This is a genomic window from Kitasatospora saccharophila (genome assembly GCF_039529925.1).
Lineage (GTDB): Bacteria > Actinomycetota > Actinomycetes > Streptomycetales > Streptomycetaceae > Kitasatospora > Kitasatospora saccharophila.
In genome coordinates this window covers 78,619-95,756 of the sequence record NZ_BAAANS010000003.1, presented here as the reverse complement: position 1 = coordinate 95,756, position 17,138 = coordinate 78,619, and the positions used below count along the sequence as shown (strand labels likewise).

The window sequence follows — 17,138 nt, the reverse complement described above, 5'->3', positions numbered from 1 at the left end:
CGGGGGAGTCAGCGGACCGGCCGGTTCAGCGGTGCGCGCCCCGGCGGCGGCGACGCGCGACCAGCACGCCACCCGCGCCGAGCAGCGCCAGGCCGGCCACGGTGGTGCCGACCACGCTGGTGCCGGTGAACGCCAGGCGGTCGCCCCGCTGCTCGTCGGCGACCGGCGACCGGCGACCGGCGACCGGAGCCGGGCGCCCGGCACCGCGGTGGCCGGGGTGCTGCCGGCCGGGGTCGGCTCACCGGCTCCGAGGCGCTCTCGGAAGGGCTCGGGCTCGGGCTCGGGCTGCCGACGGCGAGGCGCTCGTGCTCGGCCCGGTGGAGGTGCTGGGCGAGGGGGACGGGGCGGTCTCCGTCTCGGTCGCCGGGCAGGTGTGCGACAGGTTGAAGTTGAGCTTCTTCGAGTCGCCGCCGTTCACCTCGGCCGTGGCGGCGGTGAGCTTGGCGCCCTTCGCCGACCCGACGTAGGCGTGTAGTGGAAGGCCCGAGGCGGCTCAAACTGTCTCCACCCGCGGAAGGCGGGTCAAGTCACTTGTGCGGGCATCTGTTCGACTGTGCACCTTATGTCCACCTGCGCGCTATTGCAACGATCAGGTCAAGTTGTACAGGGCAATCAAGTGCCGAGTCTGTGGAGAGCTGGAGTGGAGCGGGTGCGGACGGTTCCGGATCCGTGGTTCCACCGGTGACCGGACGCGTGGTGCTGGGCGGGTGCGTCCGGCCACCGGGGTCTGGGGGAGGGGGAGTTGCGGCGCGCGGCCGGTGCTGCTCGGTGCCGTGGCGGGACTCAGCGCTGCGGCAGGACGGCGGAGCGCAGGCCGCGCACGGTGAGTGCGGCGAGCACGGCGGGCAGTGCGGTGACGGTGTTGCGGTTGCCGTGGTCGTGCAGCAGGACGGTGTCCCCGGGGCGGGCCGTGGTGAGGACGGCGACGATCTCGGCGGGCTCGGTGCCGTCCCAGTCCCGGGGGTCGACGTCCCAGAGCGTCTCGGTCAGGCCCGCGTCGGCGGCGATCCGTCCGATCTCGGGCGAGGTGGCGCCGTACGGCGGGCGGAACAGGACCGGCGGGCGGCCGGTGAGTTCGGCCAGGACGCGGTTGGTGGAGTGGATCTCGTCCCGGACGGCGGACGGTGACAGGCCCGGCAGGGACGGGTGCGACCAGGTGTGGTTGGCGATCGCCATCCCGGCCCGGTCCAGGGCGCGGACCAGCTCCGGGTGGCGCTCGGCCTGCGCGCCGCACAGGAAGAAGGTGGCCCGGTGGCCGGCGGCGGTCAGGGCGTCGATCAGCTCGGGCGTGGAGTCGGGGTGCGGGCCGTCGTCGAAGGTCAGCGCGAGGGTGCCGGACGACGCGGGTGACGGGTGGGCGGCGGCGGTCTCGGCCATGCTGCTCTCCTCCGATCGATCCATCCGAAAGTTTCGAATACATTTCGAATGTTACGGTGTGACTCGGACGACGGTAGGGGAGCCCGGCGGGGCCGTCAACCACTCTGCGCGGCCCGGAACGTCCGGACCGCGCAGGAGAGTTGGCGTGCGTCGTGCAGTGTTCGGTTGTCGGTCGCCCGGCTGTCCGGTTGCCCGGCCGTCCGGTCGTCAGTCGTCGGTCGGCGGCGGGGCGGTGCTGGCCCGGACGACCAGGCTGGTGGCGAGGTCGACCCGGGTCGCGGTGGGCTGCTCGCCCCGGCCGAGCCCGATGGCGAGCCGGGCCGCGGTCTCGGCCATCTCGACCAGCGGCTGGCGGACGGTGGTGAGCGGCGGACCGACCCAGCGGGCCAGCGGCAGGTCGTCGAAGCCGACCACCGAGAGGTCCTCCGGCACCCGCAGCCCCAGTTCGCGGGCGGCCTCGTACACGCCGAGGGCCTGCAGGTCGTTGCCCGCGAAGATGGCGGTGGGCCGGTCGGGGCGGGTCAGCAGGGTGCGGGCGGCGGCGTACCCCGCCTCGTGGTGGAAGTTGCCCTCCAGGATCAGCTCCGGGTCGACCGGCAGCCGGGCCGTCCCCAGTGCGGTGCGGTAGCCGTCGACCCGGGCGCGGCTGCACATCATGCCGGACGGGCCGGAGATCATCCCGATCCGGCGGTGGCCGAGGTCGAGCAGGTGCCGGGTGGCGGCCAGGCCGCCCTGCCAGTTGCCGGTGCCGACGGCGGGCACCCCCTCGGCCGGGTCGCCGGCCGGGTCGAGCACCACGAACGGGATGTCCCGGCTGGTGAGTTGGTCGCGCTGGGCGGCGTCCAGCTCGGACAGCACCAGCACCACGCCGGCCGGACGGCGGGCCAGCACCCCGTCCACCCAGGTCTGCCCCGGGGTGAGCCGCCCGGCGGACTCGGAGAGCACCACGCTCAGGCCCTCGTCCCGGGCGACGTTCTCCACGCCCCGGATCACCTCCATCGCCCAGGCGCTGTCGAGCTGGTGGAAGACCAGGTCGAGCAGCCGGGACGGCGGTGCGGCGGTGCGGCGGCGCTGGTAGCCGGTGCGGCGCAGGATCTCCTCGACCTTGGCCCGGGTCGCGGGCGCGACGTCGGCCCGGCCGTTCAGCACCTTCGAAACTGTCGGCGCCGAGACGCCGGCCGCCCGGGCGATCTCCGACAGGGTCGGTGCGGGGTCGGGTTCGAGTTCTGCAGCGCTCATGGCTCGGATAGTAGCGCCCCGGGGCGTCACGGGTGGGGTGGGTCGACGGCCTCGGCCCGTGCGGGCAGAGGATCTTAGCGTCTTCGCAACATTCATCGATCATGCGAAACATTCGCCTCGGGGTGCGGTGAGCGGGGTGCGGGGCGTGGGCGCGGAGGGGCCGGTCAGGGGGTCGGTCGGGCGGCCGGGAAGCCGTGCGGGAGGGGGCAGTTGGTGACCGACTTGCCGCCCCGGCCCGCCTTCGCCTCGGCGGTGGTCAGGTACGGGACCACCGGGAGGCCCGGGGTGTCCGGGGTGTCCGGGTAGAGCCGGGTGCCGGTCTGCGGGTGGTGGCGGGTGGCCAGCGCCCAGACCACCTGGGAGACGTCGGTGACGTCGATGTCGTCGTCCACCACGATCACCTTCGGCACCAGCCACCCCGGGTGCGAGGCGAACAGCGTCTCGGTGATCAGCTCCGCCAACTCGTCGTCCGAAAACGCGAGTTCGCTCCGCCGGGCCCGCTCGACGGACACCACGATCCAGCAGGTCACCGCCTCGACGTGGAAGACCGGCTGCAACCCGCCCTCCGGGAACGCGTACCCGTGGTACTCGCCCATCGGGCCCTCCGGGGCGAGCTCCTCGCCCTCGACCCAACCCTCCAGCACGATCTCCGAGTTGGCGGGCACCAGCAGGTCGTTGGTCTCCGCCCGCACCACCTCCACCGGCGCCCCGGCCGGCGCCCCCACGTAGCCGTCCTCGCTCACCCCCGCCGGCAGCGGCATCCCCGCCTCGACCGCCGGGCCTGGCGGCTGCCGCTGCTCCCCGCCCCGCAGTCGAACGCACCCACCGCGTCGAGGACTATGCCGCCCGGCTCGGCTACAGCGTCCGCACCCTCACCCGCGCGACCCTCGCCGCCACCGGCCACGGCGCCAAGACCTTCATCGACGAACGCCTCGCCCTGGAGGCCAAACGCCTCCTGCTGCACGGCGACTCCACCACCGCCACGATCGCCGACCGCCTCGGCTTCCCGTCCACCACCGTCTTCGCCCGCTTCTTCCGCCACCGCACCGGCGAAACCCCGACCGCCTTCCGCACCCGGGCCCGGATCACCCCGCCGAACTGACGGCCGATCGCGCCACCGCGTTCGGGCGGAGGGGACACGAGTCAGCCCGGTCTGCGGGGCTGCGCGCTCAGGACGGCTGTCAGGGCAGGGAGCCGAGCCAGGTGGCGTTGTCGAGGGAGCTCTGCAACTTTTCGGCGAACCGTGCGGGGTCGGTGCGGGCGAGGGTGCGGTAAAGGTCGGTGGCTTCGTAGATGGCGCTCAAGGCCGCTTCGCGTCGGCCCAACCTCCCCAGGTGGACGGCGAGGTTGTTGAGGGACACAGCGAAGTCGGGCAGGTGGACGTCGGGGTTGGCACGGACGAGTCGGCGGTAGAGGTCGACGGCTTCACGGATGGCGCTCAGGCTCTCTTCCTGCTGTCCCAACTCTCCCAGCCGGAGGGAGATGTTGTTGAGGGAAGAGGCGAGGTAGGGGGGGTAGGCGTCGGGGTGGGCTTGAGCGAGGGTGTGGTAGAGGCTGAGGGCCTCGCGGACGATGGCCAACCCCTCCTGCTGCTGCCCCGACTCTCCCAGCCTGGTGCCGAGGTTGTTGAGGGAAACGGCAAGCTGGGGCAGGTAGGCCAGGGGGTGGACGTGGACGAGTCGGCGGTAGAGATCGACGGCTTCACGGATGGTGCTCAGGCATTCCTGCCGTTGTCCCAGTTCCCCCAGGAAGCTGGAGAGGTTGTTGAGGGACATGGCGAGGTCGGGCAGGTGGGCGTCGGGGTTGGCCCGGGCGAGTCGGCGGTAGAGGTCGACGGCTTCGCGGACGGCGGCCAGGCCCTCCTGCCACTGTCCCAGTTCCCCCAGGAAGTTGGAGAGGTTGTTGAGGGACATGGCGAGGTCGGGTAGGTGGGCGTCGGGGTTGGCCCGGGCGAGGGTGCGGTAGAGATCGGAGGCTTCGCGGATGGCGTTCAGACTCTCCGCGTACTGGCCGATCTCTCCCAGTCGGAGGGAGAGGTTGTTAAGGGAAGCGGCGAGGTTGGACAGGTAGGCGTCGGGGTCGGTGTGGGCGAGAGTGCGGCGGATCTCGACGGCTTCGCGGATGACGGTCAGGCCCTCTTCGCGCCGACCGGTCTCCCCCAGGTGGATGGCGAGGTTGTTGAGGGACATGGCGAGGTCGGGCAGGTGGGCGTCGGGGTCGGTGTGGGAGAGTCGGCGGTAGAGGTCGACGGCTTCGCGGATGGCGGCCAGGCCCTCCTGCCACTGCCCCAGCTCTCCCAGGCGGCTGGAGAGGTTGTTGAGGGCCCCGGCTAGGTCGGGCAGGTGGAGGTTGGGGTCGGTGTGGGCGAGAGAACGGCCGATCTCGACGGCTTCGCGGGCGGCGGCCAGGCCCTCTTCCCATTGTCCCAGGCCCCCCAGTCGGACGGCGAGGCTGTTGAGGGCGGCGGCTAGGGCTGGCAGGTAGGTGTGCGGGTCGGTGTCGGCGAGGCCGCGGTAGCGGTCCGTGACGGTACGGGCCAATTGCAGTGCGGTGTGGGCGAGGCGCTGGCTGGACTCGGGGAACCCGTTCAGGAGGGTGGTGAGGTCGTTGAGGGGGGTGGCGGGGTCGGTGGTGAGGGTGTCGAGGGCGGTGATGAGTGGTTGGGGGTGGTCGACCCGGGTGGCGCTGGTGATGACCTGTGGGGTGATCCGTGGATGGTGGCGCAGGCAGAGGGCGGTGAGGTGGGTGGTGAGGCGGTCGTCGAAGACGGGGTGGGCGGCGGCTCGGGTGTAGACGGTGAGGAGTTGGGCGGTCTGTTCCTGGTCGGCGTGGGGGAGGAGTTGGTCGGCGAGGGCGGGGGTGGTGTCGAGGGTGCGGCCGATGTGGCGTTCGGCGAGACGGTCGGGTTGCAGGCTGCCCCAGGGGCGTCCGGGTTCGGTGGCGGGGTAGAGGGCGCCGAGCCAGGCGGTGACGGCGTCGCGGCGGTCGCGGAGTTGGTCGGCGAGGGCGGGGAGGGAGCGCCAGAGGGTGTCGGCCTGTTCGCGGGTGGCCGCGCCGAGCAGGTGGGCGGCGGCGAGGGCGGTCTCCAGGGTGGCGCGGGTGAGGCCGGGGACGGCGGTGCGGTGCCAGTAGCGGCTTTCGTGGCCGAGCAGCCGGTCCTCGACGCCCGCCGCGCCGGGTGCGGTGGTGGGCGTGGTGGTGTCGAGGAGGTCGGCGAGGGCGGTCATCTGGAGGGTGAGCGCGTTGCCGTACGCGGGCTGGCCGAGGTCGGGGACGGGGAGGGCCTCGGCGGTGGCCGACCAGTCGGTGGCGGGGAGGCCGTCGACGGCGGGGAGGGCGGTGGCGAGGGCCCGGGTGGCGTGGCGGTAGGCGCGGGGGCGGTTGCCGGGGTCGTCTTCGAGCGGGGGGAGTGCGGTGGAGGGGGCGCCGTCGAGGTAGTCCTCGGTGAGGGGGGTCGCGGACTTGGCGCGGGGCCACCAGTCGGTGTCGGTGCGGGCGAGCAGGAGGAGTTTGAAGGGGGTGGTGCCGGGGTGTCGGGCGGCGGCTTCGACGAGCGCGGCGAGTTGGGCGGTGCGGGTTTCGGCGTAGTCGAGGACCACCAGCAACGGCTTGGTGGCGTCGTGTAGTTGGTGGAGCTGCTCGGGGGCGGTGTCGGGGCGGGGCCAGAGGACGGCCCAGTGGTCGGCGGTGAGCTGGTGGGCGAGTTGGTGGGCGAGGCGGGTCTTGCCCTGGCCGCCGGGGCCGTGCAGGAGCCGGGCGCCGAAGCCGGTCCGTGCGCACCAGGCGGTGAGTTGGTCGAGGAGTTCCTCGCGGCCGTGGAAGGGGACGGTCTGCCGGGCGGCCTGGAGCAGCGCGGCGGGGGAGCGCAGCAGGCCGGTGGCGGGGGTGGTGTCGGCGAGGTGCTGGAACTCGGCGGCTTCCAACCCGCCGGTGGGGCCCGCGTGTTCGGCCAGGGCGGCGCGGAAGCCGGGCTGGTGGAAGAGGGCGTAGGCGGGGACGGCGGTGAGCTGGCCGTGTCCGGAGTGCGAGCGGTCGGCGGCCACCACGGCCACCAGCAGGTGGTCGCAGAAGACGGCGGCTCCGGAGAGGCCGCCCCAGGGGGACGTGCCGTCGGCGGGCCAGTGGGGCCGGTGTTGGTCGAGGTCGACGACGTGCTGGTTGTGGACGTAGCCGGTGCCGGGGTTGATGCGTCCGGTGAGTTGGACGGCTTCGACGGTGGGGGAGCGTTGGGCGAGGTCGGGGACGCCCCAGGTGCGGCAGGCGGTGCCGGGCCGGTCGGTGGCCAGGCGTCCCCAGCGCGGGCCGGGCAGGGCGGGCCACTGCGGGTCGTCGTCGGCGAGGACCAGCGCGGCGTCGTCCCGTCCGCCCGGCGTCCCGCACCACACCACCAGGCCGCCGACCGTCCCGGGCCTTCCCGGGCGGAAGAGCGTGACCCGTTCGCCGGCCCGGGCCACGACGTGGGCGGAGGTGAGCAGCAGCCGACCACCGACCGCGTAACCCGAACCCGGACCGCCGGGGCCGGTCACCCCGGCCAGCCGTGACTTTTCCATCTTCCCTGCCCCACACGCTCGTTCGGAGACCCCACCGCGATGCCACCGCGATGCCGCCGCGATGCCGCCGATCGGCCGTCGTGCCGGTGGGGGAACCCTACGGCCTGTCCGGTGGACGATCCCTCGGTCGTTCACCGGGGGGCCGGGGGCGGGAGAATCACGGCTGCCGGGCCGGTCGGTCCGGCGTGAGCCAGGAGGTGGCGGAGTGTCGGGCGACGAGAGCGGCGTCGACGGGTCGTTGGTCGCGACGGCCCGGGAGCGGTTGCGCACGGGGGCGGCGCCGGCCGTGGTGTGCGGCGAACTCGCCGCGCGGACACCGCGGTGGTCGGACGCGGCGCTGGCCGTCGGGCTGGCCAGGGGGATACCGGAAGCGGAGCTGCGGGAGCGGCTCGCCGGGGGCCGGCAGTGGCAGGACGAGTTCCACCCGGGCGAGGAGGAGGAGTACGGCGAACTGCTGGAGATGCACGGCGTGTTCGACGTCCCCAAGCAGCTCGACGAGCGGGAAGAGGTGATCGCCGGACACCTGCGGGCCGCGTGGGCCGCCATGGGCGGCATGGGCGGGGGTTACGCCGTCGGTCTCTCCCGACGGTTCGTCAGGGGCGAGTTGTCCTCCGCCTTCCGGACGCTCGCCCGCTTCGGCCCGCGCCGGGGCCGCGGCCGGCCCGCGGAGTTCTGGACCGCCATGGTGGCCGCCGGTGAACTCCTCGATCCGGCGGACGGGGACGAGCGCGGGACGGTGGCCCAGGCGCTCGACGAGAGCCGGCGGCGGCTGGCCGAATCCGCCCGCTGACGGGCGGCGGCCCCGCGCCGGGCGGCCCGGCGTCGGAAGGCCCGGCGTCGGAAGGCCCGGCGCGGTCGTTCCGGTGGCCGCGGGGCGGGGGCGACGGTGGCCGCGGGGCGGGGGCGACGGGGGCCGCGCGGCCGTTGCGCCGTCCACGACGAGGAGTTGACGACGGACCGCGGCAGGCCGTCGCGAGGCCGGGACGGGGCCGGGACGAGGCCGGCCCGGGGGCAGGCGCGTTGCGGCGGACGGCCGCGGGCCCCGTACCGGGCGGCCCGGTTTCGCGGACGGCGGCCGGGCCTGGCGGTGGCCGTCCCGGCTCGCCCGGTGTCGGGGGTCAGCCCAGTGAGGCGGTTGCCGCGCGCAGGTCCGCCAGGGCTGCCAGGGCGTGGGGGGCGAGTCCTTCCGCGTCGTCGCGGTCGGCTTCGGACCACTGGGCGTAGCCCCGTTTGAAGGCCAGTACGCCCAGTTCGCCCGCGAGGTGCGCGGTCGGCTCGGGGACGCCGCGGGCGACGAGCGCGGCCGTCATGGCGGCCGCGAGGCCGACGCTCTTGAGGGCGTCGCGCTCCTGGAGTTCGGTGCTGGCCGCCACGGCCGCCCGGAGCCGGGGGCCGAGTTCACGGTTCGCCGGTCCCATGGCGCTCGACGCGCGTTCCAGGCCGGCGGCGACCGCCTGGAGCGGGGTGGCGTCCGCCGGTGCCTCGGTGATGCCGTCCGCGAGCAGTCTGCTGAGCGTCTCCTGCCCGGCGACGAGCAGTTCGCGCTTGTCGGCGAAGTGCCGGAAGAAGGTGCTCTTGGTGACGCCGGCGCGCTCGGCGATCTGCGTCACCGTGGTGGCGTCGTACCCCTGCTCGGTGAAGAGGTCGACGGCCGCGACGACGAGTCGCTGGGCCGCTCCTGGTTGCCATCTAGCCATGGCACCAGGATAGGTGATGGGACCGTTGTCCCGTCACGGTGTATCGTCGGTGACGGGACAACAGTCCCATCACTTTCGGGAGGACTCGTGCACGTCTTCGTCACCGGCGGTACCGGAACCATCGGCTCGGCCGTCGTCGCCGAACTGCTCGGCAGCGGCCACACCGTTCTCGCGCTGGCCCGCTCGGACGGCTCCGCGCAGGCGCTGGAGGGCGCCGGCGCCGAGGTGCTGCGGGGGGACATCGCCCAGCTCGACGTCCTGCGGGCCGGCGCCGCGCGGTGCGACGGCGTGATCAGCCTGGCGTTCGGGCGCGACTACGACAGCGCGGACGGGCTCGAACGGGCCGTCGCCGAGGAGGGCGCCGCCCTCGCCGCGCTCGGGGAGGAACTGCTCGGGAGCGGCCGCCCGCTCGTCACGGTCTCGGGCACGCCCTGGGTGCCCGGGCGCGTCAGCACCGAGGCCGACCCGCTGCCGACCGACGGGCCGGTGGGCGGCCGGGGCCGCTCGGTCGCCGCGCTGCTGGGCCTCGCCGCGCACGGGGTGCGCAGCACGGCGGTCCGGATGCCCCGGACGGTCCACCACCGGGGCGAGGGCGGGTTCGCCGGCCTGCTGGCCGAGCGGGCGCGCCGCACCGGGGTCGCGGGGTACCCGGGCGACGGCACCCAGCGCTGGCCGGCCGTGCACGCGCTCGACGCGGCGGTCCTGTTCCGGCTGGCCCTCGAATCGGCACCGGCCGGGACGGCCTGGCACGCCGTCGCCGACGAGGGCGACGCGGTGCTCGACATCGCGACGGTCATCGGCCGGCGGCTGGGCCTGCCCGTGGAGACGGTCCCGCCGGAGGACTTCGGCCCGTTCGGCCCGATCTTCGCCATGGACCAGCCCGCGTCCAGCGCTCGCACCCGCGAGGTGCTCGGCTGGCGGCCGACGCGCCCCGGCCTGCTGGCGGACCTGGAGAACCTCCGGCCCTGACGCCCGGCGCCTGCCCGCCCCCGGCGCTTGTCCGCCGGGGGCGGGGGTCAGGAGGAGGGGAGCATGGCGCGGCGGCCGGGGGCGGCGGAGGACTGCATGGTCATTCCGCCGTCCACGACGAGGAGTTGGCCGGTGAGGTAGCGGGACTCGTCGGAGGCGAGGAAGACCATGGTGTGGGCGATGTCCTCGGGTTCGCCGAGGTAGGGGAGGGCGTTGCCGGCCAGCAGGGAGTCGATCACGGACTGCGGCAGGTTGTCGCGCAGGGCGGGGGTGAGGACGGCGCCGGGGGCGATCGCGTTGCAGCGGACGCCCTGCGGGCCGTACTGGACGGCGATCGACTTGGTGATGCTGACCACCGCGGCCTTGACCGCGCCGTACGCGGTCTGGGTGACGTCGCCGACCAGGGCGGCGACCGAGGCGGTGTTGACGATGGAGCCGCCGCCGGCCCGGATCAGGTGGGGGAGGGCGAGGCGGGAGCCGATCAGGGTGGAGCGGACGTTGCGGGAGACGGCGCGGTCGAACTCCTCGAAGTCCATCCGGAGCAGGTCGAGGTCGCGGCGCGGGTCGGTGCCGCCGACGTGGTTGCACAGCACGTCGAGGGTGCCGAACTCGCGGACGGCGGTGGCGAACAGCTCCTCCAGCGAGTGTTCGTCGGTGACGTCGACGGTGAGCGGCAGGGCGTGCCGGCCGGCGGACTCGACCAGGCGGGCGGTCTCCTCGGCGGCCGCGCCGTCGTAGTCGGCGGCGACCACCAGGGCGCCTTGGGCGGCCATCAGTTCGGCGGCGGCCCGGCCGATGCCGCTGCCGGCTCCGGTGATCACCGCGACCTTGTCCTTGAGGCGTTCCATGGGGTGCCGTCCTTCCGTGGTTCCGGTCGAGCGCTGTTCTCATGTGCATGGTACACAGCTTGTGCATCATGCACATAATGTGCACGATGCACAACGCGCCCGGCGGGAGTCGGCGGGAGTCGGCGGGGGTCGGTGGGAGTCGGCGGGCAGGGCGGGGCTCGCGGGCAAAGCGGAGGCAATGTCCCGACGAGCTCCCGGCTCCGTGGAATCGACGCTCGCGCCGGGGTCGGAAAGCGGTCCGCATTAACGAGGGAGAACTTCGCGGCGAACAGCCGCGGCGCGAGGGGGATTTCACTTCCGGACTTCCTCCGTGCACACATAGCGTTCGCCGCGTGACGATGTGCGTCCGGTTCGCGGTCCGCGCGGGTCGGCAGGGTGTTCGGTGGCGCGGCCGGGGAACGGGCGCGCACCGGCGGACAATCCGGGGGTAGCGGCGGTGCGCGGGGAGGGCCTGTTCACGGAGCGGGCGCCGAACGGGCGGTTCCAGTGGCAGCTCAAGGCGATGAACGGGCGAGTGGTGGCGGTGTCCTCCTCCGTCCACGAGTCGTCCGTCGACGCCGAACGGGCGTTCACGGAGCTGGTCGCGCTGGGACCGGCGCTGGTGGCGCGGATCACCCATGTCCGCGACGGCCTGGGCTGGACCTGGGTGGTCCCCGGGCCGAGGGGCAACCCGCTGGTCAAGTCGAGCCGGGCGTACGAGCGTTACGCGACCTGCCAGAACGCGTTCCGGCGCTTCATGGCGCTGGTGGCCCGGATGGCCGAGACGGCCGAGACGGCCCGGGTGGCTGCGGCGGCCGGGGGCGGAAGGCCGGAGGGCGGAAGACCCGGAGGCGTCGGTGGTTCCGGCGGGGCCGGGGCCGGGGCCGGTGGCGTCGGGTCCGGGGGCGGGGCGTGAGCACGGCGGAGGCCGGTCGCGGTCCCCGGCTGGTGCCGGTGCGCGCGGCGGACGGGCGGGTCGGCTGGTCGCTGGTGGCGGCGAACGGCAGGCGGCTCGCCGCGGCCGTCCGCTCATACCGCAGCGACCGTGAACTGGCCTCCGGGATCTGCGAGTTGCTAGCCGAGCGGGCGGTCCTGCGGTTCGTGCTGAGCCAGCGCGAGGACCGCCTCTGGATCTGGACGGCGCACCTCCCGGCCCGCTCCACCCGGGCCGGCGCGGGCGGCGGCGAGGCGGTGGCGCGCAGCGCCCGCGGCTACCTGCGCCGCGACCAGTGCCGGCAGAGCGTGGCCGCCTTCCGGCAGGGCGCCGACCACGTCCAGCGGTTGCGGCGGCTGGCCGGCGGGGCGTTCCCGTCGTCCGCCTGGTAGTCGCCGCCCCGTCCGCCGGGCGGTGCCCCGTCCGCCCGAGCACCCGGCCCCCGTCCGTCCGAGTGCCCCGGCCCGTCGGGCGTCGGGGCGCCATGGGCTTTTCGCGCGCCCGGGGCGGTGGAAACGGTCGGAGCGGGCGGTTGCCGGGGTGTTCGAAATGCGCGGAGAGTGCGGGCGGGGCCGTCCGGGGGCGGGCGCCGGTGGTGCGTGGGCGGTGCGGGTTGGGTGGGAACGGTGCAGCGGGAGTGAAGCGGAGGTGTCCGGGGTGACCCCGTGGGCACACCTGGAGAAGAACGCGCTCGGGCCCGGAGCGGTGGCCGATGGGCGGTCAACTCCCTTCCCCACCAGGGGTTTCCGGTGCCGCGGCGGTCGGCGGTCGGACGGTCGGGGGCGACGGGCGGTGCTTCCGGGGCGCGGGCGGTCGCGGCGAGGATCGCTCCGCCGGAAGCCGCGGAGCTCTCCGGCACCGGACCCCGCCAGGTCCGGTCCGGCTAGGACTTTCCCCTACGGAGGAACAGGACCATGCGTCACACCGCCGCCAAGGCGTTCGCCGCCGTCGCGATGACCGCCGCCCTCACCGCCATCGCCGTCCCCGCGATGGCGGACCCGGCCACCGGCACCGTCCCGGCCACCACGGACATCGTCGGCTCGGGCTCGGACACCACGCAGGCTCTGCTCAACCAGTTCTCGGTCGACTACAACGCCACCGTGTCGGGCACCCCGAAGCTGTACAGCTGGGACGCGACCGGCTCGACGAAGATCACCCCGAAGTCCGGCGCCGCCGAGATCGACCGCCCGAACGGCTCCGGCGCGGGCATCGCCGCGCTGAACGCCGCCAACAGCCCGTTCGACTACGCGCGTTCCTCCCGGGGCCCGCAGACCGGTGACCTGCCCTCCAACCTGTTCGTCGCGTTCGGCAAGGACGCGGTGACCTGGTCGGCGAAGTCCGGCGGCCACGCCCCGACCAACCTGACCACCCAGAACCTGTACGACATCTACTCCTGCGCCGTCAACAAGACCAACTGGTCGAACTTCGGCGGCACTTCGGGCACCATCAAGCCCTACCTGCCGCAGATCAACTCCGGCACCCGGGCCTTCTTCCTGAAGGCGATCGGCAACCCGGTCCTGGGTCCCTGCGTGGTCACCGGCCCGCAGGAGAACGAGGGCACCGACACGCTGCTGAACGACCCCGACGTGATCTTCCCGTACTCGGTCGGCCACTGGGTGGGCCAGGCCAACGGCCACGTCACCTCGGTCGACGACAAGGGCAGCCTGACCCTGCGCAGTGTCAACGGCGTCGCCCCGCTGACCACCGCCGGCACCCTCAACCCGACCTTCGCGAACCCGATCTACGGCCGGGTGCTCTACAACGTGGTCCGCGAGGCGGACTGGAACGACACCGGCGTCAAGGGCACCGCGCTGCGCGCCCTCTTCGGCTCCACCGGCTACCTCTGCACCGACGCCGGCAAGGCCACCACGGTCAGCTACGGCTACCTGGCCCCGGCGGCCTGCGGTTCCACCATCCACATCTGACGGTCCACCCAGGCACCACGCGCAGCACCCCGCCCGTCCCGCGCCCCGCCCGTCCCGCGCCCCGCCCGTCCCACGCTCCGGCCGGGACGGGCGGCGGCCCGTGGGCAGCGCGCCCGCACCACCGAGCAGCACGCGCCACCACGCGCCGAGCAGAGCAGCACGCGCCGAGCAGAGCAGCACGCGCCGAGCAGAGCAGCACGCGCCGAGCAGCGCAGCACGCACCAGCACGCACCCAGCCCAAGGAGCCAGGATGTCCCGTCCCACCGTCCGGATCGCCGCCGCGGTCGCCGGTCTCGCCCTCGCCGCCACCGCCGCGTCCGCCACCGCCGCCTCCGCCGCCCCGGCGGGCGGCAGCGCGGTGATCCACGAGAGCAACGCGTTCTTCCAGCAGGCCGCGCAGGCGGGCATCGTGGCCGTGCCGCTGCCCACCGCGACCGCCGGGTACGACGCCGCCACCGGCCTGTCGGCGAGCTTCCCGGTGAGCGACGGCAGCGGCAGCCTGAGCACCTTCTTCGGCGGCGTGAACCTCGGCGGCGGCCTGCTGTTCGTCAACGCGAAGACCGGCAGCGCGGTCTCCTTCCACCAGTTGGCCTTCTCCTTCGACAACTGGACGGTGACGGCCGTCCCGGACGGCTCGACCACCCCGGTCGCGCTGTTCGACCCGGCGGGCAACAACGCGATCACCGTCGACGGCAGCACGCAGAACCTGGCCGCCGACTCGCTGGTGCTGGACGCCGAGGGCGCCCGGTACCTCGACGGCAAGCTGCGCACCGGCTTCTTCGCGGCGGGCCAGAGCGTCGGCTCCTTCACGGTGTCGTACACGCCCGCTTCCTGACGGGCCACCCCGCGCGGGAGCCGCCCGGCCGATTCCGGCCGGGCGGCTCCGGTTTCTGACGGATCGCCAATCTCCTTGATTCGAGCCCTCATTGGGGTCTCGTACACCTGAGGGACAGCGACCGGCCAGACGCGAATGGCCGAATACCATCGGAGCCGCCGTACGGGCGCTCCGCTCCCTGTCATCCGTGCGTGCCCGGTCCGGCGCGCCGTCGCCGGAGGTGCTGCGCCGATGAGAACCCGCCCGTGGGGGCTGAGAACCGGATCCCGTCCGTTGAAGACCTACCTGGCGGCCGTGCTGGCCTGGACGGTGTCCGCCGTCGTCGTGTTCCTGCCGCTCGGCGGGCCCGGGGTCCAGCCCGCGCGGGCGGCCTCCGGGGTGGAGGTGGACGGGCCGAACCGGTTCGACCCGGCCACCGGTCAGGACGGGGCCCCCGGGAGGGTCACGGTCTCCCAGGTCAACGACCTCAGGAACCAGGTGGTGCACGTCAGTTGGTCGGGCCTCACGCCGACCGTCGACTTCATGAACGAGCCCGTCCAGGTGATCTCCCCGTTCGCGGGGGGCGTCTACTACGCGATCCGGATCTACCAGTGCAAGGGCGAGAAGCCGCAGATCACCGACTGCTACGGCTCCACCCTGTACGGCGGCGAGCCGGGCAAGGGCTTCCTGCAGGACACGCCGGCGGCCGGGACGTCCCCCGAGTTCCCGTCGAACATGGTGATCGCGGCGACCCGCCCGGACGGCACCGGCGAGGCGGACATCGAGCTGTGGACCGCGACGCAGAGCCAGGGCCTGGGCTGCGACAACACCCACAAGTGCTCGCTGGTGATCGAGCCGAACTACGGCGGCGACACGATGGGCGCCAGCAGCTACCCCGACTTCGCGATCAACTGCGACGACCACTCGGCGGACATCGACTTCAACTTCGACACCGCCTCGGACGCGTCGTTCCGGCTCCGGCCGGTCGACACCACCTACATGACCGGCGAGGCCTGCGCCTGGAAACGGCACGTCACCGTCCCGCTGGACTTCGCGCCGACCCCCGACGCCTGCACGGCCGGTGACGCGGACTTCTCCGCGATCGGCCTGGAGATGGCCGACCGGGCCATGCAGCAGTGGCGCACCGGCAGCTGCCTGAACAGCGAGCCGCTGCGGGTGCAGTACTCCGTCGGCAACGGCGAGCCGCAGGCCCGGGCGTCCTTCCTGCGCAGGTCCGGCGCGGACGTCGCGCTGACCTCCGTCCCGGACACCGAACCGCCGACCCGCCCGTACGCCTACGCGCCGCTCGCCAACAGCGCGGTCTCGGTGGTCTTCGTCATCGACGACGGCGCCACCCACCGGCAGGTCCGCCGGGTCCGGCTCAACCAGCGGCTGCTGGCCAAGATGCTCACCCAGACCTACCGCCAGTACAACGCGGACGACACCGACACCGTCCGCGGCAACCCGCTCTGCGTCTTCGACGACGAGGAGTTCCGCAAGCTCAACGCCGAGGTCGCGCCCGACGTGACCTGGCCCGGCTGCGGCAACGTCGCCAACAGCGCGCCGATCGTGGTCGGCGGCACCACCGACCTGGTGCACCGGCTGACCGAGTGGATCGCCGCCGACCCGGACGCCGCGCAGTTCCTCCACGGCGCCGCCGACCCGTGGGGCACCCACGTCAACACCGAGTTCCTGCCGCCGGGCTTCGCCGGCTACCCGGTCGACTCGTTCCAGCCGCTCGACTACAGCGGCCAGAACAACCACAAGCAGTACGAGTGGAACCCGGTGCTGGGCGGCCTCGGCCAGGTGCTGCGGATGGTGCTGGAGAACCGGCTGTCCTGCCAACTGCCCTACGTCGACGACACCGGCCAGCACCCGAAGTGCTTCACCATGCCCCCCGGCAGCCGGGCGCTGTTCGCCGTCATGGACAGCGGCGACGCCCAGGCGATGAACCTCACCGAGGCCGAACTGCCCAACGGCGCGGGGGCGTTCACCACGCCGACGCTCACCTCGATGCAGGCCGCCGCCAAGGACATGCCGTTCGACGGGGCCACCGGCACCCAGCGGCTGCCCTACGAGGACGACGACTCCGCCTACGCCAAGGACCCGAAGGCGTACCCGCTGACCATGGTGCAGTACGCCATGCTGCCCACCGAGGGCCTCGGCCCGGCCAAGGCCGCCGCGATCAGCCGGTTCGTGCGCACCGTCACCGACCCGCTCCAGGGGCAGGTCTACGGCCGCGCCCCAGGCCAACTCGCGCTCGGCTACGCTGATCTGACGAAGAGTCAGGTCGCCCAGGCGAAGGCCGCCGCCGACCACGTCGCCGCCCAGGACGGCACCCCGCCCGGCAAGGCCCCCGACGCCGTGGACGGCGGGGAGGGCGGTGGTCCGGGCTCGGACACCGGCGGTTCCGGGGCCGGCCCGGGCACCGGCGGCAGCAACGTCTCGTACGGCGACGGCGACGGCGGCGGCACGGGCACCGGCGGCACGGGCGGCACGGGCGGCACCGGCGCCACCGCCGGCAGCAGCCCCACCGCCCAGGACGCCGCCGCCACCGGCAGGCCCGGCGGCAGCCCCTCGCCCGGCCTCGCCGCCGCCCCGGTCGGCCAGGTCGCGGCCGACCGCGCCGGGACGGCCCGGCTGCTGCTGCCGGTGATCCTCGCCACCGGCGCCGTCCTGCTGGTCGGCGGCCCCGCGGCGCTGTTCCTCGGCGGCACGCCCGCCGGGGCGAACCTCCGCCGCGGCGCGGGCCGGTTCTGGTCCCGGCTGATCCGCCGCGGCTGACCGGCCGCGGCCCGACCCCGCC

Annotated in this window: 16 protein-coding genes; 9 read left to right on the top strand and 7 right to left on the bottom strand. The window is 74.0% G+C overall.

What is annotated here, in order from left to right:
- Positions 1–25 precede the first annotated feature (25 nt).
- On the bottom strand, positions 26–115 hold the full coding sequence (locus ABD345_RS03530) for an LPXTG cell wall anchor domain-containing protein (RefSeq protein ID WP_344550198.1): 90 nt from the start codon (positions 113–115) through the stop codon (positions 26–28).
- Between the two features lie 190 nt (positions 116–305).
- On the opposite strand from ABD345_RS03530, the gene ABD345_RS03525 reads away from it, so the two are divergent.
- Positions 306–467: a hypothetical protein gene (locus tag ABD345_RS03525; RefSeq protein WP_344550197.1), complete on the top strand. Its 162-nt coding sequence runs from the start codon at positions 306–308 to the stop codon at positions 465–467.
- Positions 468–783: 316 nt separating this feature from the next.
- Here the strand turns inward: ABD345_RS03525 and ABD345_RS03520 are convergent, their stop codons facing one another.
- The 3 genes from ABD345_RS03520 to ABD345_RS03510 form a co-directional block, all read right to left on the bottom strand.
- Positions 784–1,377: a polysaccharide deacetylase family protein gene (locus ABD345_RS03520; RefSeq protein ID WP_344550196.1), complete on the bottom strand. Its 594-nt coding sequence runs from the start codon at positions 1,375–1,377 to the stop codon at positions 784–786.
- A 207-nt stretch (positions 1,378–1,584) separates the two neighbouring features.
- On the bottom strand, positions 1,585–2,616 hold the full coding sequence (locus tag ABD345_RS03515) for a LacI family DNA-binding transcriptional regulator (protein ID WP_344550195.1): 1,032 nt from the start codon (positions 2,614–2,616) through the stop codon (positions 1,585–1,587).
- Between the two features lie 164 nt (positions 2,617–2,780).
- Positions 2,781–3,377 (bottom strand): UbiD family decarboxylase domain-containing protein, encoded by a 597-nt coding sequence (locus ABD345_RS03510; RefSeq protein ID WP_344550194.1) that lies wholly within the window; start codon positions 3,375–3,377, stop codon positions 2,781–2,783.
- 20 nt (positions 3,378–3,397) lie between these two features.
- On the opposite strand from ABD345_RS03510, the gene ABD345_RS03505 reads away from it, so the two are divergent.
- Entirely contained in the window at positions 3,398–3,718 is a 321-nt protein-coding gene (locus ABD345_RS03505) for a helix-turn-helix transcriptional regulator (protein ID WP_380276214.1), read from the top strand.
- 79 nt (positions 3,719–3,797) lie between these two features.
- On the opposite strand, the gene ABD345_RS03500 is transcribed toward ABD345_RS03505, so the two are convergent.
- The gene (locus ABD345_RS03500; protein WP_344550193.1) at positions 3,798–7,166 is read right to left on the bottom strand and encodes a tetratricopeptide repeat protein; all 3,369 of its coding nucleotides are present in this window, start codon (positions 7,164–7,166) and stop codon (positions 3,798–3,800) included.
- A 205-nt stretch (positions 7,167–7,371) separates the two neighbouring features.
- Between ABD345_RS03500 and ABD345_RS03495 the strand changes: the two genes are divergently transcribed.
- Positions 7,372–7,956 carry a hypothetical protein gene (locus ABD345_RS03495; protein WP_344550192.1) on the top strand — a complete coding sequence of 195 codons (585 nt, stop codon included), beginning with the start codon at positions 7,372–7,374 and terminating at the stop codon, positions 7,954–7,956.
- 328 nt (positions 7,957–8,284) lie between these two features.
- On the opposite strand, the gene ABD345_RS03490 is transcribed toward ABD345_RS03495, so the two are convergent.
- On the bottom strand, positions 8,285–8,863 hold the full coding sequence (locus tag ABD345_RS03490) for a TetR/AcrR family transcriptional regulator (RefSeq protein ID WP_344550191.1): 579 nt from the start codon (positions 8,861–8,863) through the stop codon (positions 8,285–8,287).
- An 87-nt stretch (positions 8,864–8,950) separates the two neighbouring features.
- On the opposite strand from ABD345_RS03490, the gene ABD345_RS03485 reads away from it, so the two are divergent.
- Positions 8,951–9,832, top strand: a complete 882-nt coding sequence (locus ABD345_RS03485; RefSeq protein WP_344550189.1) for an SDR family oxidoreductase — start codon at positions 8,951–8,953, stop codon at positions 9,830–9,832.
- Positions 9,833–9,879: 47 nt separating this feature from the next.
- On the opposite strand, the gene ABD345_RS03480 is transcribed toward ABD345_RS03485, so the two are convergent.
- Complete coding sequence (locus ABD345_RS03480; RefSeq protein ID WP_344550188.1) at positions 9,880–10,680, bottom strand: SDR family NAD(P)-dependent oxidoreductase; 801 nt, start codon at positions 10,678–10,680, stop codon at positions 9,880–9,882.
- A gap of 436 nt (positions 10,681–11,116) precedes the next feature.
- Here ABD345_RS03480 and ABD345_RS03475 point away from each other — a divergent pair, with 436 nt between their 5' ends.
- From ABD345_RS03475 to ABD345_RS03455, 5 genes are all read left to right on the top strand, one after another.
- Positions 11,117–11,575 carry a hypothetical protein gene (locus tag ABD345_RS03475; RefSeq protein WP_344550187.1) on the top strand — a complete coding sequence of 153 codons (459 nt, stop codon included), beginning with the start codon at positions 11,117–11,119 and terminating at the stop codon, positions 11,573–11,575.
- Positions 11,572–11,985: a hypothetical protein gene (locus ABD345_RS03470; RefSeq protein WP_344550186.1), complete on the top strand. Its 414-nt coding sequence runs from the start codon at positions 11,572–11,574 to the stop codon at positions 11,983–11,985. Before ABD345_RS03475 ends, ABD345_RS03470 begins: the two co-directional genes overlap by 4 nt.
- Before the next feature lie 522 nt (positions 11,986–12,507).
- Entirely contained in the window at positions 12,508–13,518 is a 1,011-nt protein-coding gene (locus tag ABD345_RS03465) for a substrate-binding domain-containing protein (RefSeq protein WP_344550185.1), read from the top strand.
- A 250-nt stretch (positions 13,519–13,768) separates the two neighbouring features.
- Positions 13,769–14,353, top strand: coding sequence for a hypothetical protein (locus ABD345_RS03460; RefSeq protein ID WP_344550184.1), 585 nt, complete (start codon positions 13,769–13,771; stop codon positions 14,351–14,353).
- A 273-nt stretch (positions 14,354–14,626) separates the two neighbouring features.
- Positions 14,627–17,116: a hypothetical protein gene (locus ABD345_RS03455; RefSeq protein ID WP_344550183.1), complete on the top strand. Its 2,490-nt coding sequence runs from the start codon at positions 14,627–14,629 to the stop codon at positions 17,114–17,116.
- Positions 17,117–17,138: the final 22 nt, after the last annotated feature.